This is a genomic window from Pedobacter cryoconitis (assembly GCF_014207135.1).
GTDB classification, from domain to species: domain Bacteria; phylum Bacteroidota; class Bacteroidia; order Sphingobacteriales; family Sphingobacteriaceae; genus Pedobacter; species Pedobacter cryoconitis_D.
The window spans coordinates 265,321-290,661 of the sequence record NZ_JACHCC010000008.1 but is presented as its reverse complement, the minus strand read 5'-3'; the positions used below and the strand labels follow the sequence as shown (position 1 = coordinate 290,661).

21 protein-coding genes are annotated in these 25,341 nt (G+C 40.3%); 11 read left to right on the top strand and 10 right to left on the bottom strand.

What is annotated here, in order from left to right; translation table 11 throughout:
- The first annotated feature begins 7 nt into the window (after positions 1–7).
- Both HDF25_RS16480 and HDF25_RS16475 read left to right on the top strand, forming a co-directional pair.
- Positions 8–484 (top strand): SRPBCC domain-containing protein, encoded by a 477-nt coding sequence (locus tag HDF25_RS16480; RefSeq protein WP_184626695.1) that lies wholly within the window; start codon positions 8–10, stop codon positions 482–484.
- Positions 485–776: 292 nt separating this feature from the next.
- A complete protein-coding gene (locus HDF25_RS16475) occupies positions 777–1,988 on the top strand; it encodes an FN3 domain-containing metallophosphoesterase family protein (protein ID WP_184626693.1) in 1,212 nt (403 codons plus the stop codon).
- 4 nt (positions 1,989–1,992) lie between these two features.
- Here HDF25_RS16475 and HDF25_RS16470 read toward each other — a convergent pair whose 3' ends face one another.
- Together HDF25_RS16470 and HDF25_RS16465 are read right to left on the bottom strand one after the other, a co-directional pair.
- Positions 1,993–3,141, bottom strand: coding sequence for a DEAD/DEAH box helicase (locus HDF25_RS16470; RefSeq protein ID WP_184626691.1), 1,149 nt, complete (start codon positions 3,139–3,141; stop codon positions 1,993–1,995).
- A 36-nt stretch (positions 3,142–3,177) separates the two neighbouring features.
- On the bottom strand, positions 3,178–3,630 hold the full coding sequence (locus tag HDF25_RS16465; RefSeq protein ID WP_184626689.1) for an Lrp/AsnC family transcriptional regulator: 453 nt from the start codon (positions 3,628–3,630) through the stop codon (positions 3,178–3,180).
- A gap of 135 nt (positions 3,631–3,765) precedes the next feature.
- On the opposite strand from HDF25_RS16465, the gene HDF25_RS16460 reads away from it, so the two are divergent.
- Positions 3,766–4,650 (top strand): alpha/beta fold hydrolase, encoded by an 885-nt coding sequence (locus HDF25_RS16460; protein ID WP_184626687.1) that lies wholly within the window; start codon positions 3,766–3,768, stop codon positions 4,648–4,650.
- A gap of 1 nt (position 4,651) precedes the next feature.
- Here HDF25_RS16460 and HDF25_RS16455 read toward each other — a convergent pair whose 3' ends face one another.
- Genes HDF25_RS16455 through HDF25_RS16435 form a run of 5 tightly spaced genes read right to left on the bottom strand, consistent with a single transcriptional unit; the run spans position 4,652 to position 8,121 of the window.
- The gene (locus HDF25_RS16455; protein ID WP_184626685.1) at positions 4,652–5,290 is read right to left on the bottom strand and encodes a cytochrome b/b6 domain-containing protein; all 639 of its coding nucleotides are present in this window, start codon (positions 5,288–5,290) and stop codon (positions 4,652–4,654) included.
- A gap of 4 nt (positions 5,291–5,294) precedes the next feature.
- Entirely contained in the window at positions 5,295–6,506 is a 1,212-nt protein-coding gene (locus HDF25_RS16450) for a DUF3570 domain-containing protein (RefSeq protein ID WP_184626683.1), read from the bottom strand.
- Between the two features lie 8 nt (positions 6,507–6,514).
- Positions 6,515–6,745, bottom strand: coding sequence for a DUF4266 domain-containing protein (locus HDF25_RS16445; RefSeq protein ID WP_184626681.1), 231 nt, complete (start codon positions 6,743–6,745; stop codon positions 6,515–6,517).
- A gap of 1 nt (position 6,746) precedes the next feature.
- On the bottom strand, positions 6,747–7,676 hold the full coding sequence (locus HDF25_RS16440) for an FAD:protein FMN transferase (RefSeq protein ID WP_260409388.1): 930 nt from the start codon (positions 7,674–7,676) through the stop codon (positions 6,747–6,749).
- Between the two features lie 7 nt (positions 7,677–7,683).
- Positions 7,684–8,121 (bottom strand): thioredoxin family protein, encoded by a 438-nt coding sequence (locus HDF25_RS16435; RefSeq protein ID WP_184626679.1) that lies wholly within the window; start codon positions 8,119–8,121, stop codon positions 7,684–7,686.
- Positions 8,122–8,281: 160 nt separating this feature from the next.
- On the opposite strand from HDF25_RS16435, the gene HDF25_RS16430 reads away from it, so the two are divergent.
- Complete coding sequence (locus HDF25_RS16430) at positions 8,282–9,043, top strand: M17 family peptidase N-terminal domain-containing protein (RefSeq protein WP_184626677.1); 762 nt, start codon at positions 8,282–8,284, stop codon at positions 9,041–9,043.
- Here the strand turns inward: HDF25_RS16430 and HDF25_RS16425 are convergent.
- From HDF25_RS16425 to HDF25_RS16415, 3 genes are all read right to left on the bottom strand, one after another.
- Complete coding sequence (locus HDF25_RS16425) at positions 9,033–9,785, bottom strand: SDR family oxidoreductase (protein ID WP_184626675.1); 753 nt, start codon at positions 9,783–9,785, stop codon at positions 9,033–9,035. The genes HDF25_RS16430 and HDF25_RS16425 overlap by 11 nt on opposite strands.
- Positions 9,786–9,800: 15 nt before the next feature.
- Positions 9,801–10,541: an SDR family oxidoreductase gene (locus tag HDF25_RS16420; RefSeq protein WP_184626673.1), complete on the bottom strand. Its 741-nt coding sequence runs from the start codon at positions 10,539–10,541 to the stop codon at positions 9,801–9,803.
- Positions 10,542–10,628: 87 nt separating this feature from the next.
- Positions 10,629–11,558, bottom strand: coding sequence for a helix-turn-helix domain-containing protein (locus HDF25_RS16415; RefSeq protein ID WP_184626671.1), 930 nt, complete (start codon positions 11,556–11,558; stop codon positions 10,629–10,631).
- Positions 11,559–11,814: 256 nt separating this feature from the next.
- Here HDF25_RS16415 and HDF25_RS16410 point away from each other — a divergent pair, with 256 nt between their 5' ends.
- The 7 genes from HDF25_RS16410 to HDF25_RS16380 all read left to right on the top strand — a co-directional run bounded on the left by HDF25_RS16410 (position 11,815) and on the right by HDF25_RS16380 (position 25,177).
- Positions 11,815–12,372, top strand: coding sequence for an RNA polymerase sigma factor (locus HDF25_RS16410; RefSeq protein ID WP_184626668.1), 558 nt, complete (start codon positions 11,815–11,817; stop codon positions 12,370–12,372).
- 95 nt (positions 12,373–12,467) lie between these two features.
- Positions 12,468–13,694, top strand: coding sequence for a FecR family protein (locus HDF25_RS16405; protein WP_184626666.1), 1,227 nt, complete (start codon positions 12,468–12,470; stop codon positions 13,692–13,694).
- Between the two features lie 318 nt (positions 13,695–14,012).
- A complete protein-coding gene (locus HDF25_RS16400; RefSeq protein ID WP_260409387.1) occupies positions 14,013–17,408 on the top strand; it encodes a SusC/RagA family TonB-linked outer membrane protein in 3,396 nt (1,131 codons plus the stop codon).
- Between the two features lie 12 nt (positions 17,409–17,420).
- On the top strand, positions 17,421–19,232 hold the full coding sequence (locus HDF25_RS16395) for a RagB/SusD family nutrient uptake outer membrane protein (protein WP_184626664.1): 1,812 nt from the start codon (positions 17,421–17,423) through the stop codon (positions 19,230–19,232).
- A gap of 21 nt (positions 19,233–19,253) precedes the next feature.
- The gene (locus HDF25_RS16390) at positions 19,254–21,524 is read left to right on the top strand and encodes a GH92 family glycosyl hydrolase (protein WP_184626662.1); all 2,271 of its coding nucleotides are present in this window, start codon (positions 19,254–19,256) and stop codon (positions 21,522–21,524) included.
- Between the two features lie 36 nt (positions 21,525–21,560).
- Positions 21,561–24,008 (top strand): glutaminase family protein, encoded by a 2,448-nt coding sequence (locus HDF25_RS16385; RefSeq protein ID WP_184626659.1) that lies wholly within the window; start codon positions 21,561–21,563, stop codon positions 24,006–24,008.
- Positions 24,008–25,177, top strand: a complete 1,170-nt coding sequence (locus HDF25_RS16380; protein ID WP_184626657.1) for an aldose epimerase family protein — start codon at positions 24,008–24,010, stop codon at positions 25,175–25,177. The genes HDF25_RS16385 and HDF25_RS16380 overlap by 1 nt, the downstream gene beginning before the upstream one ends.
- Positions 25,178–25,341: the final 164 nt, after the last annotated feature.

Here is a 25,341-nt window from a genome sequence, read left to right as displayed (position 1 = left end):
TAAAGCCATGAATAATCAAAATTTCAACATTGTTCTTCTGGTAGACCAATCTCCCGTTGAAGTATTTAGCGCTGTCAATAATGTCCGCGGATGGTGGTCGGAAGAAATTGAAGGCGGCACAGAAAAATTGAATGATGAGTTTACTTATCATTATAAAGATGTACACAATTGCAGAATGAAATTAATAGAAGTTATTCCTGCTAAAAAGGTCGTTTGGCTTGTCCTGAATAACTATTTTAATTTTACTCAGGACAATAACGAATGGACGGGTACAAAAATTAGTTTTGAAATCTCTAAACAGGGTGACAAAACGCAAATGCGATTTACCCACCTGGGTTTGCTGCCCGGATTTGAATGTTACGATGTCTGTTCAAATGCATGGGGTGGTTACATCAATAACAGTTTGTATAGTTTGATTACCACAGGTAAAGGGCAGCCTAATCCCAAAGAACATGAAATAAAAGCTGGTGATCAGATTGTCTAGGGATATTGTTCAGGTCAGAATCGACTCAGCTTCTGGATATATCCGTCTTCTGCATATTCCTGGTCTATAGCAGGTCCATGTAATTAATCGAAAAATATGGACTTGCGATGGACTAGGAGTATTTTGACGCTGGTTCAGTCACGACTACAACTGCACCACAACCCGAACAGTACCCGATCAGCAAGAGATTATCAGGCTCCCTGAAAATATTTTGGGCAAACGTTTGCGTAAGAAATAGTTTGTAATCATTAGTATTTATCCTTAAAATCGTTAGGTAAATGATTTAAACTAAATGAAGGAAGATTTATTAAAGGAAAACAGAAGAACTTTTCTAAAAGGCGGACTTGTTCTTGGAGGACTTGCATTACTGAACCCCCAAAATGCTATTTCCAATCCTGTCAATAAATCGGACGAGGAATTTAAGATTATCACCGGGCCTTATCTACAAACAAATTTTGGCAATGGGATCTCCATTTTATGGATTACGAGTAAAGACAGTGCCAGCTGGGTGGAATATGGGGAGTCACCAGACAGCCTCGAAAAAAAAGCCTATGGGAAAAGTGATTTGGGGCTGAAGCCAGCTTCCCGTCTGAATTGTGTTAAGCTTACAGGTCTGAAGCCTGGAGTTATTTATCACTACAGAATAGTATCTAAGGAGATCAGGAGTTTTCAGCCTTATAAACTTACTTACGGGGAAACGGTTACCGGATCTACAGAAAGTTTCCTGAATACCGATACGGCTAAAAATGAGATCTCTTTTGTGATGCTGAATGACATTCATGACCGCCCAAAATCTATTGCTCATCTTTTGGATCTGGATAAAGGTAATAAGCGCGATTTTATATTCTTTAATGGTGATGTTTTTGATTATCAAACGGATGAAAAACAGATCGTAGATCATATGATACAGCCATGTGTTGACTACTTTGCAAGAACTACACCTTTCGTATATGTCCGTGGCAATCATGAAACCAGAGGGAAATTCGCCCGCGATTTTGCTGCTTATTTTGACCATGTCGGTTATGCCGCATTTACATTGGGGCCTGTTCGTTTTGTAATCCTGGATACGGGAGAAGATAAAGAGGATTCGCACCCGGTATATGCCGGAATAGTAGATTTTGACCGTTACCTTGAGGAACAGGCAATGTGGCTTGAACAGGAAATCACCCACAAAGAGTTTAAAAATGCCCCGTTCCGGGTTGTACTGATGCATATACCGCCCCGATATTCGGGGGATGCCCATGGAGCGGTACATTGTACAGAATTATTTGAACCGATTATGAACAGAGGAAGGGTAGACCTGGTCTTAAGTGGTCATACCCATCAGTATAAAGTTCATGCTCCTGATAAAAAACTAAATAATTATCCGATTATTATTGGCGGAGGACCTTTAGAGGGGACCAGAACCCTGACCAGAGTAACGGCAAATAAAAGGCAGATGCTGGTGAGTATGCTGGATGATTCCGGTAAGGAAGTAGGCCAGTATAGAGTCTCCGCAAAATAAATTATCAGGTTGACTTGATGGATATATTAATATTTTCGCTGTCAATCAGGTCAACTTTTTTACCCATTTTCTTTTGAATTACTTCAAAATGATGCAGCTCGTTCTGGCTGACTAAAGAAATAGCATCTCCCATAGTTCCGGCACGACCCGTTCTGCCAATGCGGTGGATATAATCTTTAGGAGAGCGGGGCAATTCGTAGTTAATAACAAAAGGAAGATCATTGATATCTATTCCTCTTGCCATCAGGTCTGTGGCAACTAATATCCTGAGTTTACCCGATTTAAAATGACTGAGCATTTCAGTTCTGGCTCCCTGACTTTTTTTACTGTGAATCGCTTTCGCATCAAAATTATTCTTACGAAGCTTGTTCACAATGGCATCAGTCTGCTGAACCGAAGAGGCAAATATCAGTACCTGTTTCATGGCATGATGATTAATCAGGTAACGCAAAAATGGGCCTTTCTTTTCATCTGAAACTATATAGGCAACCTGGTTGATCAGTTCAAGCGACTCTTCTTCAGCTTCTATCTGAATAACTACAGGCTCATGAAGCATGAGCTGATGAATATGCTGAATGTCATTATTCAATGTGGCAGAAAACAGGATGTTCTGACGTTTTTCAGGTAAAAGAGCAATGATTCTGTTGACCTCTTCTTTAAATCCTAAATTAAGCATCTTATCCGCTTCATCCAGTACCAATGTTTCAATACTGGATAGATGTACTGCATTTGAGTCTACTAATTCCAATAATCTGCCCGGTGTAGCAACTAGAACATTTACACCCTGCATGGCCATCATTTGCGGGTTGATAGAAACACCGCCATAAACTGCCAGTGTTTTAACACGCTCTGGAAGCGATTGGCTAAAAGTATGAAAAACGTCTTTTACCTGTTCGGCCAGTTCACGGGTAGGGACTAACACTAAAACATCTGCGTGGCGATTTTTAACAGCAGGTGTTTGCTGTAAGTTCATTAGAAGCGGTAAAACGTAGCTGGCGGTTTTTCCCGAACCTGTTTTAGCAATTCCTAAAACATCTTTTTTATTTAATATAGCTGGTATAGCTGTTTGTTGAATAGGGGTTGGTATAGTGAAGTTTTGATCTTCCAATGCTTTCAATAAAGCAGGTGACAGACCTAAGGATATAAAGGACATATTAACGATTTTTTGTAAAAATAGTAAAAACAGTTGCTAAATGGGCTTTATTATGCAAATAGCTCCGGAATCAACCGGGGTAGATAAAACCGAAAACGTGGTAGTTTTCCCAAATTTCCCAAACTCGTTTAGTTTCAGATTGAGTTCATCAGACGATTTAATCACCATGCTCACAAAAAAGCAGTATTCACCGGTGGTATGAACAATATCGGTGATGCCCTCCATTTTTTTAGCTTCTTTAAGAAATGGATTAATATTTACATGTGGCAATTGCACAGCGACTAATACTTTTTGCTGATAACCTAATTGCATGAAGTCGATAGTTGTTGTGAATCCCTTTATTATTCCTTCGTCCTGCATCCGTTTAATTCTCTCGGCTACAGCAGGGGCAGTAAGGCCGATTTTCCTGCCGATTTCTGCATTGCTTATTCTTGAGTCGAGTTGTAACTCGTTCAGTATGGCATAGTGTAATTCATCTGTCTTCATCATGAAAAAATTGAAAAGCTTCGATTCAAAAGTTTCCTGTCTTTATTCCATGGAAACGAAAGCTAAACTAATCAATTATAGCAAGACCTTTACAGTAAATACTTGCGGCGATTTAAACCTTATTAAAAGACATTGAATATGACTGAAAAAAAAAATCTGGATACTGTAGAATTGAAACATGGAATGGCTTTGATAGACAGCTTTTTACGGATTCATTATGTAGAGGCAGGAAATGGTGAGCAGACAATCGTATTGTTACATGGTTTTCCGCAAACATGGTGGGAGTGGCGGTATATAATTCCTGAGCTGGTTGAGGCCGGATTTCGGGTAATCGTTCCGGATTACAGAGGTGCCGGTGATTCCTGGCGTCCGGCCACAGGTTATGATAAACGTACCATGGCAAGCGATATTCATAAACTTTTAAAGGAACAGCTTAAGATTCAAGGACCTGTTATTATGGCTGGTCATGATATTGGATTGATGGTAGCTTATGCTTATGCACAGGAGTACAGAGAGGATGTATCTCATCTGATTGTTATAGATGCCCCATTACCTGGTACCCTGGCTTTTGATAAGATACGTTCTGATCATCGGGTTTGGCATTTTGCATTTCATGCCGTACTGGATTTACCAGAATTACTGATCGCAGGTCGCGAACGGGAATATCTTCAGGCATTTTTTAACTATCGCATATTTAATGTTGGCGCAATAAGTAAAGAGGATATTGACTTGTTTGCTACTGCTTATTCAGCACCTGGTGCAATGCGCGCGGGATTAGAAGTGTACCGTGCCTTTAATCAGGATATAATCGATAACCAGATGTACCTTCAGAAGAATGGAAAACTTTCTATACCTGTATTAGCAATTGGCGGTGAGATCAGTACAAGCGGTTCTTTGATGAAAGAAATGATGGAAGAGGTAGCGGATCATGTTGTGGCTGCGAGAATACCAAATACGGCCCATTGGGTTGTTGAAGAAAATCCAGAAGGCTTTCTTTCAGAGGTTCTGAAGTTCTTGTTTTAAGCTACTGATTTCCCCCATTAATCATATCCGAAACAATGCCCTTGCTATCTTTTCTTTCCGCAAGAAAGACACCTGCGATGTGCACCAGGATGAAAGCCAGCATCAGATACATGCAAAAACCATGTACAGATTTAATATTGTGACTGATTGAGCTGGCAAGCCTCAGGTTATCCCCGAAAGAAAGAGATAAACCTGTGATCACGATGATGGTGAGTAAGACATAAAAGAACGTATAGGCAAGTTTAACCAGAAAATTATGTCTTGTGATTTTCTTTTCATCATCTGGTGAAGAAAAGTAATAAGCATAAGCCAGCTTCAGTTTATTGGTGAATTTCTGATCCGCAGGCTGGAAGAACTCCAGTATGAATCTATATAATAACAAGGCAGCCAGAAAGTATCCGAAATAAATATGGATGTCCCAGACCCTATCTTCAAAAGCATTGGCAAGTCCCTTAGCCTGAGTAGCCGAAAGGGTTGCTCCGGATGATTGGAGCTGTTGTTGAATAAAATCTGTATTACTATGTTTGTCCAGGAGTGTTGAATTAAGCAGTACAGTTAACAGAGAGCCGCCTATAATCAGCATGTTGGTCCAATGCCATAAGCGGATACCTGCCGCGTATTTTTTTTGGGTGATAGCCATGATCTTATTTAAATTTCAGATTTAAAGTTACAATGTTGGAGGTCAGTTCTGTAGATCGTGTATAGTGTCCGTACCTCAACTCCAGCATGGTTAAATGCTGCCATCCAAATACGCCATGCGGAGGGGAAAGTCTGATTCCAGCACCATAGAAATCACTGCTTAAGGTAGACAGGTCATAATCACTTGTGTAATATTGAGCAGTTGGGCTATGCTCTCCATAAGGAGCGAAATAGCGTGTTCCGATCTGGTTGTTATACCGGTAAAACGGGCTCACAGAAATAAATGAACTTAACTTTACGGATATTTCCAGCTCTGCAGTATGGGCCCGGATACCCCAGTTATCCATATAGTAGCGATAAAAAGTCCTGATGATAAACCGGTCATCCAAAAAATAGTTAAACCTTACCGCAATTGGTAGCTTGTAGCGACTGTCTGGTAGGTTTTCTACACGTTCTGAGCCATCGGTAAAATAATCGCGCTGGTAACGGGTAGCAAGAAGACCATGTTGATAGGAGGGTTCAATCACCAGCAAAGCCTGCAATCTTGTGTTGATCACCTGAGAAACTGAAAAAGAAGTACTAAAAGAGTTTCTGGGACTGTAGTCAACGCTTTTTTTATCTTTATTAGAGCCAGAACCATAACCAGGGGGTCTGAGTTCCACAGGTAATATTACTTTCCAGGTATCCAGGAATGCCTGAAGCTTAAAATCAAACTGGGTATTTTTGTCTTTAGACAGACGGGTTAAGTTAAAGCCTCCGCCCCAGGACTTATAATCGAACTCTTTAGAAAATGATCCTGTGAAACCAAATGAGTTTCCGGTTTTTTCATTGGATTGCGTCCAGTTTAAAGAAGGGTAAATTCTTGTATCGGACATGGAAGCAGAAGAGATCGTACTTGGATCAATTTTATCTGATGAGGCAGAGGTATAATGATCTACACCCAGTTCAAACGTGAACGTATTCTTTTTACCTTTTATGTTATACTTTGAAAGTTGCAAATCTATGGTGTTTGCAAAATCAGTGAGTTTCTCTGTTCCAATGCCACCGGTTACCGCAGAATGATTTCCATCCTGATGATAATAAGCAGAGACCAGATTGATCTCATCGAGCTTCAGTTTGGTTTTTTTATAGGCTGTACTGTCCGGTGCTTTTGTCTGGGCATGGGCACTCAATATGCTAAAGAGCATCACCACCACATGCAAATAGATTTTTCTCATGTTTTGATTTAATTACAACCGCAGCCACCACCACTTTTTCCTCCATTGGCTCCGGATGCACCTTCGCGATAGAGCTGAAAACTTTGTTCGAATTTTTGCGCCTTTCGGGATGCCAATTCCATTTCGGCATCGTTGAGACGGTTCTTTTGATAGGGTTTAACCGTAGTACAAGCCGCCAGTAAGCCAGCGCATGCAAGACCTATCCATAAGACAGGGTGTACTTTTGTCAGAGGTTTCATATCAGTGTTTTATATTTATGTTTTCAGAAGTGTAAACCTGGTCAGCGTCATCGATTAAAATACAGGCTACTTGTTTGAGTTGATTGATCAGATCCAGACCAACCTGAATACCCATTACCATAATTGGAGTAGCCAGTGCATCGGCAAGTTCTGCATTAGGACATAGTATACTGACACTTTTAATTCCAGTTACCGGAAGCCCTGTTTTTGGATCTATAGTATGGGAATATTTCTGTCCGTTGATTATTGCATATTTCTCATAATTGCCTGAAGTGGCAATAGACATGTTGCTGATTTTCAGTGAAGAAAAAGGTTTCGTACTTTGATTGGGGTCGGCAATACCAATTGTCCATGGCCTCCCGTCAATTTGTGTGCCCCAGGTAATCAGGTCACCGGCAGCGTTAACAATGCCACTTTTAATTCCTGCGTTTAGCAAAACCTGCTTAGCCTTATCTGCGGCATAACCTTTTCCTATACCTCCAAAACCCAATCGCATACCTTTGTTTTTTAACAAAACCGTAGATTTTTCTGCATCTACAATGACGTTCTGATAATTAATGAGACTGACAGCCTGTAAGGCTGTATTTTTATCAGGAAGTGAGGTCATACTGACATCGAAATTCCATAAGCTTTTATCAATAGAGCCATAAGTGATGTCAAATGCACCCTGGGTTAATTTAGATATTTTTAAGGAACGAAGGATGAGTTGAACGACTTCAGTATCTACAGTAACGGGTCTGAGACCAGCATGATCATTGATATAATTTGTCTGGCTGGTCTCTTTGAATGTACTTAGCAGTTCTTCTATACGCCTTACTTCGTCAATAGCATCATCAATTGCCTGTTCTCCACGTTTCTGATCTGCAGCAATCACTGTAAATTCAAACCGGTTACCCATCAGTTTAAGGACTCTGCTGCAGGAGATTTCCATGATATAGCTATCTGGTTTGATTTATATTGTTTATTTCCTGAACAAACTGATCTGGTGTTTCATCAGCAGGATAGCCTTCCCATGATTTCAAAACCTGACCGTTTTCATTTACGAGTAAAGTATAAGGAAATTTGCCATCAGGATTATACTTGTCAGCCAGCGATTCATTTCGTTTTATTTGTTCTTTTATCAGTTGGTTTTTTTTCTGTCTTGGGAAATCTGCACGTACCAGGACCAGATGATCAGCAGCATACTTTGTAAATGCATCAGATTCGAGTATTTCCTTTCGCAGCCGGATACAGGGACCACACCAATCAGAACCTGAAAAGTTAATTAAGATTGTTTTATGAGCTGTTTTAGCTTCTTTGACAGCTTCATTAAAGTCACCTGACCAGACAATTGGGATAGTGAGGAAACTAAGTAAGGTTATAAGAAGTATTTTCATAGCGGGCCAGCAATAAATTTATCAGGTAACGTCGATATGTAAATAGAATTATAAGACCAAGATCAATCTGAAATCTGTAGACAATCTGTAGTTTTTTATTAGTCTGTATATGTTATTTTTTTTTGATAAATTGAAGGCAAAGAATCTAAATCTAATAACGATGACAATAATCAAATCTCACAAAAAAAGGGATTCCAGGGCTGTGCTGATTAGTTTAATATTGCTGTTCCATCTGGGCTTTTTTATTAATCCGGCGATAGCCCAACAAAATCCAAAAGATAGTACACAGACAATAACAGTTGGTACTTCAAAAGTCTGGGGTAAAGTAGATGGTATTACTATAGAAGGTTTGGTAGAAGGCCCATCCTCTGCAAGTACAGAATTACAGATAGCCTGTGTATTTGAATATACCGAAGGCGACATTTATAAATCCCCACCTGCATTAGCTCCAGCGGTTAATGGGATGGTACATCTGGACGAAGCCTTAAAAGGACAGATCACGGAAATCCGTAAAACAGGCAGGTTTACTGGTCAGGCTTTTGAAACGCTTCTGGTAACGCCTCCGGCAGGTACGATGAAAGCGGGGAAATTATTACTTATTGGTTTAGGTGACAGAAATAAATTTAGCCCGGAGCTGATGATTTCCATAGGTCGTGTAGCCATGCGTGAAGCCTTAACCTTAGGTGTAAACAACTTTGCTTTTGCCAGTGACCTCAAAGATGCTGGGATTGATTCGCCCACAGCTCTGGTAGCGGGTAATGTAACCAGGGGGATTATTGAAGCGTACCGTACCCAGAATTATCTCAAAGCAAAAAAAATGGCCATTTTTAAACCGGTGACTAAGGTTATCCTATTGGCTGGGCCATCGTTTTTTATGACTGCCGGCGAAGGAATCAAAGAAGCGATAAACGCTAGTTTGTAGCCCCTCCATTGACCAGCAAATGCTGCCCGTTCACAAAAGAGGAAAGGTCACTTGCAAAAAATTCTGCGGCATTGGCTACATCTTCGACCTCTGCAAGCCTGCCCATTGGACAACTGTCCAGCAATTGTTTTCTCAAAGCGGGGTAACTATCAGGTTCAGCGAAGATCCCCGAATGATCTACTGCAAAAGGGATGATCGTATTTACAGTTACACCTCTATGGCCAATCTCTTTGGATAAAACATCTACCATATATCTGGGCGTAGTTTTACTACCACCATATACAGCCATGCCCTGAACCGGAAAAGCTGTAGTACTGGAAGCAATGTAAATAATCCGCCCATTGTCTTCTACATTTTTGGCGGCCTGTTGCATAGTGAAATAGGCTCCCTTGGTGTTTATAGAAAATAACCTGTCAAACTGTTCTTCGGTAAAATCTACAACCTTGGTTTCTACCAGTTCAATGCCGGCATTGGCGACAACAATGTCAATTTTTCCAAATGCTTGTTTTGCAGTTTCAAATAAACGTTCCAGGTCCGCCACTTTGCTCACATCTGCCTGTACTGCAATTACGCTTACACCCATTGCTTTTATATTACTTAAAACTTCATCGGCTGATGCCTTATCTCTTGAATAATTGATCACAATATCTGCACCCAATGCTGCATAACGTTCAGCAATAGCCTTGCCTAAACCCCTTGCTGATCCTGTAATTAATGCTACTTTATTTTTTAAACTGTTCATGATTTTTAGATTTAATTATGCCATTCCACCATTTACACCTATATTTTGCGCAGTGATCCATTTTGCGTCATCTCCTGCAAGGAAGCTTACTACCCGGGCAATATCTTCCGGTTCGCCAATGCGGTTAAAAGCAGAGAGAGAAGCCAGACGGTCAATCACCTCCTGCGGTTTACCATTGGTAAACAGCTCGGTATTGGTTGGACCAGGAGAAATAGAATTTACATTGATTCCACGACTGCCTACTTCTTTCGAGAATACACGGGTTAATTGTTCAACAGCCGCTTTTGTAGCTACATAGGTACTATAAGCAGGTAGCATAATCCGGTTTACGGAAGTAGAGAAATTAATGATGCTGCCATTGTCGGCCAAACGGGTAGCTGCCTCCCTCATGGTGTTAAAGGTCCCTTTGACATTCACATCAAACTGTCTGGCAAAATCTTCATCGGTAGTGTCTTTGAGCAGTTTGGTAATCATAATACCTGCATTGTTGACCAGTACATCAATCCGGCCATATTGTTCAATGCTTGCATCAAATAAGGCTTTAACAGCCTCGCTGTTACTTACATCTGCCTGTAAGGCAATTGCATCACCGCCCTGTTGACGGATCTCATTCACGGTTTGCTCAGCAGCCTCTTTGCCGCCAGCATAATTTACAATGACTTTTGCCCCGGCAGCAGCCAGTTTGTGCGCGATACTTGCTCCTATGCCTCTTGAGGCACCAGTAACCAGAATTACTTTTTCTTTTAGCGTTTTCATATTTTCTTCATCTGAGTTTGATAATTCAAAGGTCAGTTAAAGAACGCCTGCTAAAAGGACGGATATTAAAGGATTAAGTATGAAAATCTAAGATTTGGAATTTTGCAGCTTCCGGTAGGCTACAGGAGTTAGTTCTGTATACTTTTTAAAGTAATTACTAAAGTGTGTAGCTTCTGAGAAGCCCAGCATAAACGAGATTTCTTTAATAGAAGCTTCTGAGTTATGCAACAGTGATTTTGCCTCAGCGACCGTCTTTTCTGAAATCCACATACTAACGGGTTTTCCTGTTTTTGTCTTGATGACGCTGCTTAGGTAATTAGGATGTAAATGCTGTAAATCTGCATAATCCTGAACCCTGTACAAGCTGTTTTCCTGCCCAAAAACTATAGCCCGATAGTGCTCTTCCAGGTTCTTCTTGAATATTTTAACGATCGAAGAACTACGGTTACCTTCATATATGGGGTTATAGTCCTGCCAGAAGTACTCTTTTATTTTTAATAATAACGCCACAAATAAGCTACCGATGATTTTATTCTTATATGGGGATTTTCCTAATTGTTCTTTATGGATCTGCCGGTATAGTTGTTCAATATCAGCAAATTGCGCTGGTAGCATTAACCTTGGCTGAACGATTTCTGTCAGCAAAAAAGAAAAGTCCTGATAAACATCAGGATGAACATGTTCTTTCAGGTAAAATTCATTAAATGTAATGAGATAGGCGTCTGTAATTTCTGACCACTCAAAACTTCTGTAATTGCCTGGGTTAGTGAAATAAATTGTACCAGGGTTGATATCAAAGCCCATCTCATCAATAATATACTTTCCATATGCATTTTTAACAAACACAAAACTGAAGTAATCCGGGCGGTAGGCAATGGATTTAAAAGGGAGATCCTTAAATGTTTCTTTTAAGGAATGTATGGTAAAACCTGATTCTGTACTGATCAAATCAACGGGTAAACCCATCATTTCATAGAGATCAGCCAGAGTTTTTGACGTTGGTTCTTTCTCTTTCATGAGAAATGCTTTTTTAATAAACTAATGCGTTTTTTAACCGAAGATAACATTATGTATGATCAAACTTGACTGGAGAATAAAAACAGCATAATGTCAGTATAAAAAGGTGATTGAAAAATTGGTATTTTAGGATAATATGCTTTGGGCAATGTGTAATTATAAAAATTATACATAATATTGATGTTACGAATATTTAGCTTAAATATAGAAAGATTGGATGTACAAAGGCCGGCCCTATGATCGTGTTTTGGAAAGAATGCTACTTGATAGAGTTGCTGAAGGGGATAAGGTGGCTTTTACCGAGCTCTTTGATCATTATCAGGTCATGGTATATGATTATTCCATGAAATTAACTAGGTCTAAAAGCCAGGCAGAAGAAATTGTGCAGGACATTTTTATTAAGATCTGGCTAAAGAGAAAAGATATTCAAACTATTGAGAATTTTGGCGCTTATCTTAACCGGGCCACGCGAAATCAATGCTATACAGCACTGAGAAAGATTGCTGCTGATGCGTTGAAGTATGTGGAGCTTACTGCTCAAGATGTTTTAAGCGGAACTAATGCTGAGCACAGACTTTTGTATAATGAATCTGCAAAAATGCTAAAGACAGTTGTAGATACCCTTCCTCCTCAACAAAAATTAGTTTATGAACTTTGTCATGAACAAGGATTGAAATATCAGGAGGTAGCTGACCAATTAAATATTTCTTCGGGAACGGTCCATAAACATATGAAGCTGGCCCTGAAGACAATTCGTACTCATTTTATTGAGATGAATGCCATGTTGTTTGTTCTGATTTCAATGAACAAATAGATCTTCTGTTATTTTCTTAAAATATTTTGAATCCTGATTACCCCTGTTTGCATTTTGTAACGTCAGTGTATAAATAAGCATTCACAAATGTGATTATGATTTCAAAAGCGAGGATACAATTATTGTTTGATCAGTATATGGAGGAAACTGCCTCTGCAGAAGAAACTCAGGAGTTTTTTTTGCTGGTTAATGATCCCGTTAACGAAGTCTTTTTACATCATTTAATGGATGAATATCTAACCAGTCATGAGTTTACCGGAGGTCTGGATGATAGTCAAAAAAGAAATATCCTTAACCACGTTTTTTCGGCTGAAGACCACCTGGATTCTTCAGTGAATCTATCCAGAAGGATTTACCCTTTATATAGAAAATTAATGACAGCTGCGGTTGTTTTATTAACCCTTTCAATTGGAATCTATCTGGTCAGTAAACGGGTAGATTCCGGTAAGATTTATAAAGGAGAACTTAGCCCGGGAGGGAACAAAGCTACCCTTACTCTGGCAGACGGTACAAAATTATCGCTTACTGATGCAGTCAATGGTAAACTGGCCGAACAATCGGGCATCAGTATCCGGAAAACTGCTGATGGAAAATTGCTGTATGAAGTAAAGGATCCAGGCTATCATCATAACAACAGGAGGAAGGCTGAACTTAGTTCAGAATTTAATACGATAACCACTCCCCCTGGAGGGCAATACCAGGTTGTACTCTCTGACGGTAGTCATGTCTGGCTTAACTCGGCTTCTTCCTTAAAGTATCCCATTTCTTTTGCTAGCTCAGGACGTAAGGTCGAGCTGACAGGGGAGGCCTATTTCGAAATTGCTAAAGTAAGTAACCGAAAAGGGAGATTGCCATTTATTGTTTCTGGTAAAAAACAGGACGTAGAGGTACTGGGAACACATTTTAATATAAACGGCTACGATACGGATGAGTTTACGATAACAACCTTACTGGAGGGAAGCGTTAAAATCAGCAAAGCGGCTGTTTTCGAGCGGATTATAAGCCCGGGTCAACAAGCCCGGGTGAACCAGAATATTAAAGTTGCTGAGGTGGATACTACAGTGGCAGTGGCCTGGAAAAATGGATTGTTCAAGTTCGAAAATGCAGGTATCTCTACGGTGATGGATCAGTTTTCCAGGTGGTATGATGTAGATGTAGAATACAAAGGTAAAATACCTGCAAATAAATTTAACGGAGAAATTTATCGGAACATGAATGCTTCCAAGGCGCTGAGAATTTTAGGTTTTGCCAATATCAATTTTAGAGTTGAAGCCCCGGAAAATAATCATGGCAGAAAAAAAATAGTAATCATACAAAACTAAATACCCTGTCTTAGGGCTAAACAGCCCGGACGATTAAACCAAATATTTAACCAAATAAAATTATGAACATGGAAAAAGATATACAAACGTATAGCTAGCGGCTATAGGGACTTAAATGAAAACCGGACAATGCTTGGACCCATTGCCCGGCTAAAGATTTGAGCTAACCCCTCCGATTATAAATCGGAAAAATTAATCTGAACTAACTTCTGTATTAACCCAAACCAAATCAAAAGTACGAAATGAGCCTGAGATTATGGGCGTGTTATGCGCTAAATCTTGTGGTATCCATTCCTGCTTTTGAGAAAAATTAAGCAAATGAAAATAAGTGCTTTTAATCGTGGTGCGTCCGTTTTCAGGACCTACCCTAAACTGCTATTGATCTTGAAACTAACCACTTTCATACTCATGATAGCCTTTGTTCAGGCAAGTGCCACCGTATTGGCGCAAAAGATTAATCTGAATCAAAAGAACAAACCACTTTCAACAGTTTTACAAGACATAAAAAATCAAACCGGATATGTATTTCTTAGCAACGACTTTGATCCTGCCAGAGAAATAGTTTCCGTCAGTCTTACGAATGCAACCATTGATGAGGCACTCAATGCTTGTCTGAATAAGTTGTCTATTAATTATAACATAGTTGATAAAACGATTTTATTGAATAAAATCGCACATTCTCCTCGTAAATCTGAACAGATTACAGTGCGGGGGATTGTAAAGGATGAGCATGGACTTCCTATTCCCGGAGCTGGGGTTAAAATAAAAGGGAGCCTGAGTTCAACCTCTACAGATGTCAATGGAAGTTTTAGTATCAGTGTCCCGTCTGCCTCGGCTATACTCCAGTTTACCTATGTGGGGTATCAACCCCTTGAAGTGACTGTTGGAAGTCAGCGGAACCTGAGTATTAGTCTTAAACCAAGTGATAATGCGCTGGAGGAAGTGGCTGTTGTAGGCTTTGGTACACAGCGTAAAGTATCTTTGATTGGTGCGCAGTCTACCATAGATGCCAAGGAGTTGAAACAGCCAGTTTCAAGTATCACACAATCATTAGCCGGTCGTATTTCAGGAGTGGTTGGTGTTCAAAGAAGTGGCGAACCAGGAAGATCCACTGCTGATATCTGGATCAGGGGGATCGCAACATTTGGAGGGAATTCAAGTGCACCCTTAATTTTGGTAGATGGCGTCGAGCGCTCAATTGATAATATAGACCCCGAAGATATTGAATCCTTCACAGTACTTAAAGATGCCTCTGGTACAGCTGTATATGGCGTCAGGGGTGCGAATGGAGTAGTAATTGTTAAAACAAAGACCGGTCAGGTAGGCAAATCCAGCATTTTATTTGATTATAATGAGGGCATCAGCACCTTTACCCGCCGCCCGCAGATGGCAGATGGGGTAACCTATATGAATATGGCTAATGAGGCCAGTACTGGCCGGGGTTTACCTGTTCAGTATACACAGGATTACATCAATAAAACAGCTTCAGGCGCAGATCCGCTCTTGTATCCGAATGTAAACTGGATGAATGAGTTATTTAATAAATACAGTAGTACCAGAAGGGCAAATTTAAGTACTTCGGGAGGTGTAGAAAAAGCGCAGTACTACGTTTCACTGGCCTTTTATAATGAAACCGGCTATTTGAAAACAAACGACCTTGCTCAATACAATTCTTCGCTGGATTATAAACGGTACAATTTTACCAGTAATCTGAACTTAAAATTAACCGGGACTACCAAATTAGATCTGGGTATACAAGGTTATGCCTCAGTAGGAAATTATCCGGCGCTGAATACCGAAGATATTTTCCGTTCAGCTTTAGATGCCTCTCCCGTTGCTTATCCAGTCATGTACCCGGGTGGTTTTGTACCAGGACAGTCCTCAAACGGAGGGTTCAGAAATCCTTATGCCGATCTGACAACCCGTGGATACAGATCTGAATTTAAGAGTCAGTTATACACCAATATCAGATTAACGCAGGATCTAAAGTTTATTACAACTGGCCTGACTGCAACAGCCATGTTCTCATTCGATGCTTACAATCAGAATTTTATTAACAGGTCTAAGCGGGAGAGCACCTACTTTCCAGTAAATGTACCAGGAACAGATTCTCCTTATAAAGCTGATGGCTCTTTGAATTTACAGCAAACTTATACCAGTACACAAAATTATTTAAGTTTTAGCCCATCGCAGGACGGAAACCATCAGTTATATAATGAAGTTTCTTTAAACTATGATAAAGCTTTTGGTAAACATCGCGTTGGAGGATTGTTTACAGGTTATTCCAGTGATCTCTCCAAACCTTTTGTAACTGATTTTACCTCTTCAATTCCTTATCGCGCCATCGGTCTGGCAACCCGGGCTACTTATTCGTACGATGACCGTTATTTTGCAGAGTTAAATTTTGGTTACAATGGATCTGAATTGTTCTCTCCGGGCAACAGATATGGTTCATTTCCTGCCTTTGGTATTGGCTGGATCCCATCCAGTGAGAAATTCTGGGAACCGCTGAAAAATGTAGTTTCCTTCTTAAAATTCAGGTATTCCGATGGTAAAACGGGTATTGGATCTATTAACGGGAGACGATTTGCTTATTTAACATTAGTTTCTGATGGTGCTTCCGGTTATCAGCTGGGTAAAAATTTCAATAATACAGGTGGAATTCAGGTTAGTGATTATGGAATTGATATCCGGTGGGCAGAGTCGCGTAAACAAGATCTTGGTTTAGAGATTAAGACATTGAATAATAATTTAAGCTTAATCGTCGATTTGTTCAAAGAGAAACGTACCGGGATCTTTTTACAACGCCAGTCGATCCCTGGTTATGTGGGGCTGGTAAGTCAGCCATGGGGTAATTTAGGTGTAGTTGATAATCGGGGCATAGATGCTACCCTTGACTATAATGTTAAAGTCGGTCAGGTAGATTTAGGTTTCCATGGTACTTTTACCTATAACCGCGATAAATTAATCAATGATGATTTACCTCCTCAGCCATATCCATGGATGTCTCATCTTGGAAATAATATTCTGTCAAGATACGGTTATCAGGCAGTAGGTCTGTTTACCAGCCAGGCAGAAATTGATGCAAGTGCGGTACCCGGTGCAAAATCATTGGTTAAGGTTGGTGATATCAAATACAAAGATTTGAACGGAGATGGCATCATTAATTCATTGGATCAAACCAGGATTGGAAGAGGGGATGTTCCTAATAAGGTATATGGCTTTGGGGTAAGTGTTGGTTATAAGGGATTTCTGCTAAGTACTTTCTTCCAGGGGATTGCCGGTGCTGATATCGAATTGGGGGGCTCGGCTATTCAACCTTTTAATGGAAACGGTGGTTTGGGCAATGCTTATAGTAATATCACCGACAGATGGACGCCTGAAAACCCAAATCAGAATGCATTCTATCCACGTTTGGCTTTTGGTCAGGATCAAAATTTTAACAACACGCAAAATAGTTCCTGGTGGATCAAAGATGTAAGCTTTTTGCGCTTGAAATCAGCTCAGTTGAGTTATAACCTGCCTCAGCATTTTTCAGAAAAACTACATGTCAAGAACCTGGCTGTTTACCTGATTGGAGCGAATTTATTAACCTTCAGTAAGTTCAAATTATGGGATCCGGAATTGAATACTAATAACGGTAACGGATTAGCGGACGGTTCTAAGTATCCGATCAATAGGACGATATCATTAGGCTTAAGTGTTAAATTTTAATATAGAATTATCATGAAAATATATATTTATGTTGCGATAGTAGCTTGTTTAACGATGGCTACCTCCTGTAAAAAAGGATTTTTAGATCAGGTTCCTGATGACCGGTTGACTTTAGATCAAACTTTTACAACGCGGGCAACTGCCGAGAAATTTTTAAATAACGTATATTCCAGCATACCTGATGAATTTGGTCAGCGTTTCCCTGGTAGTGCGCAAAACGCGGGTATGTGGACAGGCGGCTCAGACGAGGGTGAATATCTGTGGAGTTTTGTACAGACCAATAGCATGAATATTGGCAACTGGGATGCAAACTCAGACTTCGTGAATAACTATTGGAACAATTTTTATAAATCGATACGCTCAGCCGGGTTCTTCATGGCTAATATTGATAAGGTTAAGCAAGATATAAGCCCACAACTGATTACGCAGTATAAAGCAGAAGCCCGTGCTTTAAGAGCTATTTATTATTTTTATCTGGTTCGTTTGTATGGTCCGGTTGTACTTCTGGGAGAAAACGTAATACCACCCGATGCCGTTGCGGCTAACTTTCGTTTACCACGCAACAGTTTTGATGAGTGCATTACTTATATCACTACCGAATTACAGGCAGCATCGGCCGATTTACCCGTTGTTCCGGTAAATGATAATAATTATGGAAGGATTTCAAGAGGAATTGCCCTGGCATTTAAAGCGCAGGCTTTACTTTTAAGTGCCAGCCCGCTTTATAATGGCAATACAGATCTGGCCAGTTTAAAAAATAAAGACGGTAAGCAGTTGATCAGCCAGTCATTCGACGCCAATAAATGGAGAAAAGCTGCTGATGCCTATAAGGACTTTTTAACTCAGTTTACCGGTACTTACAGTTTATATAAGGAAATGAATTCTGATGGGACTATAAATGCTTATTTATCTTGCAGAAACGTTTTCTTAAATCAGTGGAATTCTGAAGTGATTTTTGCCCGTCCAGGTGCATCTATAGGTCCGCGTCAATACGAAATGTGCCCATATCACAGTGGTTATAATTCAGAGTCAAGAGGTTCTGGTGGTCTGGGCGCGACTCAGGGACAGGTGGATGCTTATTTTATGGCTAACGGTAAAAGTATAGATGACCCCACTTCAGGTTATGTCACAACCGGAAATACAAATTTTCTGGCACCGGGCTCCCCGGAACCAAGAAGTACCTATAACCAATGGGTCAATCGTGAAGCTCGTTTTTATGTAAACATCACCTATAATAACAGTATTTGGCTGGATGTAAATAATGGGTTGATTACCACTCAATTATATAACACTGGTAATTCAGGTAAAAAGACAGGAGGAGGCGATTATTGTCCGACAGGTTATGTTGTGCGTAAAGCCATGGGATTAGGCAATTGGGATGAAAATAACAGACCAGATATTCTTTATCGTTTAGCTAACGTTTATTTAGATTATGCCGAAGCACTGAATGAAGCAGAACCTGGCAATCCTGATATTGCAAGATATGTGAATTTGATAAGGGAACGGGCTGGTATCCCACAGTATGGCTCAGCCGGGCTTCCATTACCCGCGGATCAGACAGCCATGCGCATTGCTATCCGAAAAGAGCGCCGGGTAGAACTGTCTTTTGAAAACGTAAGGTACTTTGATACACGGCGCTGGAAAATTGCGGAGCAAACTGATAATGGGCCGATGATGGGCTTAAATATAGCTCAGGATTTACCAGGTTTTCTGCAAGTGGTTCCTTTTGAAACAAGGGTGTTTAATAAAAGACACTATTTATTCCCAATCCCATCAAAGGATGTGAATTCAGATGATTTGATGGTGCAAAATCCAGGTTGGTAGTTATTCATAGAAGATATGCAAATGAAGCTCAAATTAGTAGTTGTTATCGGTTGTTTTTACTGCTCAGGCAGTTTGGCTCAGAAAAAAGAGCCTGTAGATTTTGTCAATACTTTACAAGGCACCAATTCCAGACATGAATTAACCAGAGGGAATACTTATCCAACAACCGCATTACCTTTTGGAATGCATACCTGGACACCGCAAACTGGTAAAAATGGAGATGGATGGAAATATCAGTACCATAAAGATCACATTCGTGGGTTTCAGCAAGCGCATCAGTGCAGCTCCTGGACAAGAGATTATGCAGTTTTTTCTTTGATGCCCCTTATTGATGAGCTTGTCGTAGATGAGAATGCAAGAGAAGCGAAATTTAGCCATGCCAACGAAATTGCCAGGCCCAATTACTACAGTGTTCAGTTTGAAAATAAAATCAGAACAGAGATCGCACCTACTGAACGTGGAGCTCATTTAAGATTCAGTTATCCTAAAGGTAAAAAGAGTTATCTGGTTCTTGACGGATATACCCACCTCAGTGGGATCCTGATCTTTCCTGAAGAGGGAAGGATTACAGGTTATGTGAATAATGGAGAGGGTTTTAAAGAGGGCTTCAGGGATTTTTTTGTGATTAAATTTGATCAGCCCATAAAGAGCTATGGTACCTGGGAGAATAAGGGCAATACTATTTTACCCGGAGCCTTAAATGCTGAAGGGGAAGGAAAAGGTGCTTATGTAGAATTTGCTGCGGGAGCGAAGGTCCAGGTCAAGGTTGCTTCATCTTATATCAGTGCAGAACAGGCTGGACTGAATCTGAACAGAGAATTGGGAAAGGACAAAACACTGGAACAAACTAAAGAGAATGCCGAAAGAATCTGGAATCAGTCGCTGGGAAAAATTGTAGTCGAGGGTGGGTCTGAAGAAGATAAAGCAACTTTTTATTCTTGTTTTTTCAGAGCCAGTTTATTCTCCAGAAAATATTACGAGCTGGACAAAAATGAACAGCCTTATTATTTTAGTCCTTATGATGGCAAAGTACATCAGGGCTATATGTTTACAGATACTGGCTTCTGGGATACATTCAGAGCTCAATTCCCATTAAATACGCTAATTCATCCTACCATGCATGGCAGATATATGCAGGCCTTGCTGGATGCTTACCAGCAATGTGGCTGGCTTCCATCCTGGTCCTTTCCAAGTGAGGCCGGGAGCATGATTGGTAACCATGCCATTTCTTTATTGGCTGACGCCTGGGCAAAAGGGATCCATACTTTTGATCCTGAGCTGGCATTAAAGGCTTATCTCCATGAAGCGACAAACAAAGGCCCATGGGGACCGGCCAACGGAAGAGACGGATGGAAGGAATATTACGAATTGGGTTATCTGCCATATCCACAATACAGGGAGGCTACTGCCAAAACGCTTGAGTATGCTTATGATGATTTTTGCGGATATAGTTTGGCAAAACGAACCGGTAAGGAGTTTTATAGCAGAATTTTTGCGCGGCAGATGTACAACTATAAAAATGTGTATGATCCTTCAACCAGGTTTATGCGGGGTAAAGATAATGAAGGCAGATGGATTCCAAATTTTGATCCTGTTGAATGGGGTGGGCCTTTTACCGAGGGAAATGCATGGCACTGGCACTGGTCTGTTTTTCAGGATATTCAGGGCTTGATTGATTTAATGGGTGGTAATCACAATTTTACTGCTAAACTGGATTCTGTATTTTCAGAACCTAATCGGGTAAATGTTGGTACTTACGGAGGGATGATCCATGAAATGACAGAGATGGTGATGGCTGATATGGGGCAGTATGCACATGGAAATCAACCCATACAACATATGGCTTACTTGTATAATTACGCTGGTCAGCCCTGGAAATCACAGCAACATGCCCGGGAGATTATGTATAAACTCTATAATGCTACAGAAAATGGATATCCTGGTGATGAAGATCAGGGACAGACTTCTTCCTGGTATGTATTAAGCGCCCTGGGTTTTTACAGTGTTACCCCGGGGACGGATGAATATGTTTTAGGAAGTCCTCTATTTAAAAAGATAACTATTAATTTAGAGAATGGAAAGCAGTTCATTATCAATGCACCTTCTAACAGTAAAGAGAAGGTATACATCAAGTCTGCAACTTTAAATGGGAAACCGTATACCCATAATTTTATAAAGCATGGCGACCTCGTACAAGGAGGAGTATTGGAGCTTGAGATGGCCAGTCAGCCTGAAGTAAGCCGCGGATTGGCAAAAGAAGATCTGCCATTTTCACTGAGTACAACAAAATAAACCTATACAGACCTATAAACCGAAAAAGAATAGCAAATGAAACGATTGATTACCACTTTATGTTTAACAGCCTTGCTGTTAAGGGTATCTGCTCAGGAGCGGATTGCTCCGGCTTATCCACTGATTACACACGATCCATATTTTAGTATCTGGTCCTTTTCCGATAAATTGAATGCTTCTCCAACGAAACATTGGACAGGTACCGTTCAGTCTTTGACTGGCCTGATCAGAGTAGATCATCAAGTGTACAGATTTTTAGGCAGTCAGGAAGAGAATCTGGTGACTATATTGCCTGCTTCTGATGAAAAGGCTTATAATGTACACTATACTGAATCCGAACCGGCTCATGGTTGGGAACAGCCTGACTATGGCGATAACGGCTGGAAAACTGGTATTGCGCCTTTTGGCGATGGTACTGCTACGACACAATGGAGGAGCAAAGACCTTTGGACCCGCAGGGGCTTTAATCTGGATCGCACTGATTTTAAAGGTTTAAAACTTAAACTCATGAACGATGACGACGTTGAAGTGTACTTGAATGGAACGAAGATTTTTGATTGCAAATGCTATAATGGTAAATTTATTTATGTACCGGTTGATGACAAAATATTAAGACAGGGCAGGAATATACTGGCCATTCATGTGAGAAACAATGTGGGCGGGCAATGGTTAGACGCGGGTCTGGTCAATGAGGAGCCTGTTAAGGACTTGCAGAATATACTGTCGGCTAAGCAAACTGATTTAAAGTTGAATGCAACCCAGACCAGTTATAGTTATGAGTGTGGGGGTGTAAGGCTGGATGTTGCATTTACTTCTCCGTTATTAATGAACAATCTTGATTTGCTGTCACGTCCGGTGTCTTATGTGTCCTTTAAAGTGAAAGCTCAAGACGGTAAAAAGCATACTACTGAAGTGTATTTTGGAGCTTCAACCGGGCTTGCTGTGAATACTGAGTTCCAGGATGTTAATGCAAGTAAATATAAAACCGGAACTTTGTCAGTTTTAAAGGCAGGGACAAAAGAACAGGCAGTATTAAAGAAGCATGGTGACGATGTCCGGATTGACTGGGGTTACCTTTATGTAGCAGTTCCTCAAAATGCGAATGCGCGCCAGTACATTAGCCCTTCGGCAAGTGCTGTAGCAGATTTCGTATCCGGAAAATCGGCAGGGTCTGCTGTTGCAGAGGGAAGGAAGTTCAGTCTCTCTACAATTCTCCCGTTTGACCAGGTAAGCTCAGTAGAGAAAGAAAAACATTTGCTGGTGGCTTATGATGATATCTATTCTGTACAATATTTTGGTAAGGACTTGAAACCTTGGTGGAACAGGAGCAATAATCAAACAATAGATAAACAATTGCTACTGGCCGATACAGAATATGCTAGCGTTTTAAAAAAATGTGAAGCATTTAATCAAAAGTACTATACTGAAAATGTGAAAGCGGGAGGTGATAAGTATGCTAAACTATTAGATTTGTCTTACAGACAGGCAATTTCGGCGCATAAACTAGTCCAAAGCCCACAGGGTGATCTCTTGTTTCTGTCCAAAGAGAACTTTAGTAACGGTTCAATCAATACTGTTGATGTGACCTATCCATCGGCCCCTTTATTTCTAATTTATAATCCGGATTTGCTGAAAGGTATGCTAAATGGTATTTTCTTTTATAGTGAAAGTGGTAAATGGAAAAAACAGTTTCCTTCACATGATCTGGGAACCTATCCTCTGGCTAATGGCCAGACTTACGGAGAGGACATGCCTGTAGAGGAAGCTGGTAATATGATCATTTTAACAGCTGCAATTGCCAGAGTAGAGGGTAATGCGGCTTATGCGGGAAAACACTGGAAGACCTTGACTACCTGGGCAAATTATTTAAGTAAAGAAGGTTTAGATCCTGCTAATCAGTTGTGTACTGATGACTTTGCAGGGCATATGGCGCGTAATGCAAACTTGTCTGTTAAAGCTATTGTAGCCCTGGGTGGTTACGCAATGCTTGCTGAAAAACTAGGCAAAACCGAAGAGGCCTTGAAATTTAAGAATCAGGCTAAGGAAATGGGCCTCAAATGGATGCAAATGGCTGATGCAGGCGATCATTATGCTTTGACCTTTGACAGTAAAGATACCTGGAGCCAGAAATACAACCTGGTCTGGGATAAGGTGTTAAACCTGAATATTTTTCCAAAAGAGGTTTATAAAAAAGAAATCAATTACTATCTGACCAAACAACGGGAATTTGGCCTGCCTTTAGACAGTCGTCGCACCTATACTAAATCAGACTGGATCCTGTGGACAGCCACACTTGCCGATAACCGTGCAGATTTTGACAAATTGGTTAATCCGGTATTCAAATATGTTACTGAAACACCGACCCGGGTACCTTTATGCGACTGGCATGAAACTACTGATGGAAAGCAGGTAGGCTTTCAGGCACGTAGCGTTGTAGGTGGCTATTCAATTAAATCTCTTGATTACATCTTAAATAAAAGATAATGAAAGCTTATTTTAAATATTGCATTTTATCGCTTGTTCTCTTGGGTTTTATGTTAATTACCTCTTGTAACTCATCAGGAAAAAAGAATGATCAGGTAAATGATAGTCTGAATTCCGGAGTCATTTCACCAGGAGCTTTTGAAAAGAGAGTAGATGGGAAAGAAGTTCATTTGTTTACACTGCTAAATAATATGGGTTCAAAAGCTTTAGTTACCAATTACGGCGGACGCCTGGTTGCGTTGTATGTACCTGATAAAAACCATAAACTGGTAGATGTTGTGGCTGGTTTTAATAGCCTGGAAGGATATCAGAACTCGACCGAACCTTATTTTGGTGCAACCATCGGGCGTTATGGCAACAGGATAGCGAAGGGGCAGTTCACACTGGATGGCAAGAGCTATAAATTGTTTACCAATAATGGACCAAATACTTTGCATGGTGGTAAAAAGGGATACCAGGATGTGGTATGGAATGCTAAAGTATTAAACAAGCAAAGTTTAGAGCTGACTTATCTGTCTAAAGATATGGAAGAAGGCTTTCCGGGAAACCTGCAGTTAAAAGTGACCTATACTTTTACTGATGATAATGCACTTAAAATTAGCTACGAAGCGGTCTCGGATAAGAATACAGTGATCAACTTAACTAACCATGCGTTTTTTAATCTCAACGGAGAACAAAGCGGAAGTATTTTAAAACATCTGCTTAAAATTAATGCTGATCAATATACTCCGGTAGATTCAACATTGATTCCGACTGGTAAACTAGCAGAGGTAAAAGGAACTCCCTTCGATTTTACCTCAGAAAGAGCTATTGGAGAACGGATAAATGCAGTAAATGAGCAATTGAAAAACGGGAAGGGGTATGATCATAATTTTGTACTTCATACACATCCTGCAGATCAACCCGTAGCCGTAATAACTGGTGATCAAAGTGGTATAGTGATGCGTGTTTACTCGGATCAGCCTGGATTGCAGTTTTATAGTGGCAATTTTATGCAGAGTAAAAACAGGATGAAATCAAATCATAAGGATGATTTCAGAACAGCATTTGCAGTAGAGACCCAGCATTTTCCAGATAGCCCTAATCAGGCTCAGTTCCCTTCAACAGTCCTTAAAGCAGGAAAGGAATATAAGTCCGTATCCGTCTATGAATTCTCATTGACTAAATAAACATTTATATAATCAGAGCCCTGTTTGATGGCTCTGATTATATCTCTCACCTCAAGCAGTGTTTAATACTTTGCTTATACTGATCAATAGAGCCGTTCTGGCGCAACAAATTTAAAAAGAGATTATTACGTATTAAATTATGACAAGATAGTTTAATGAATTGC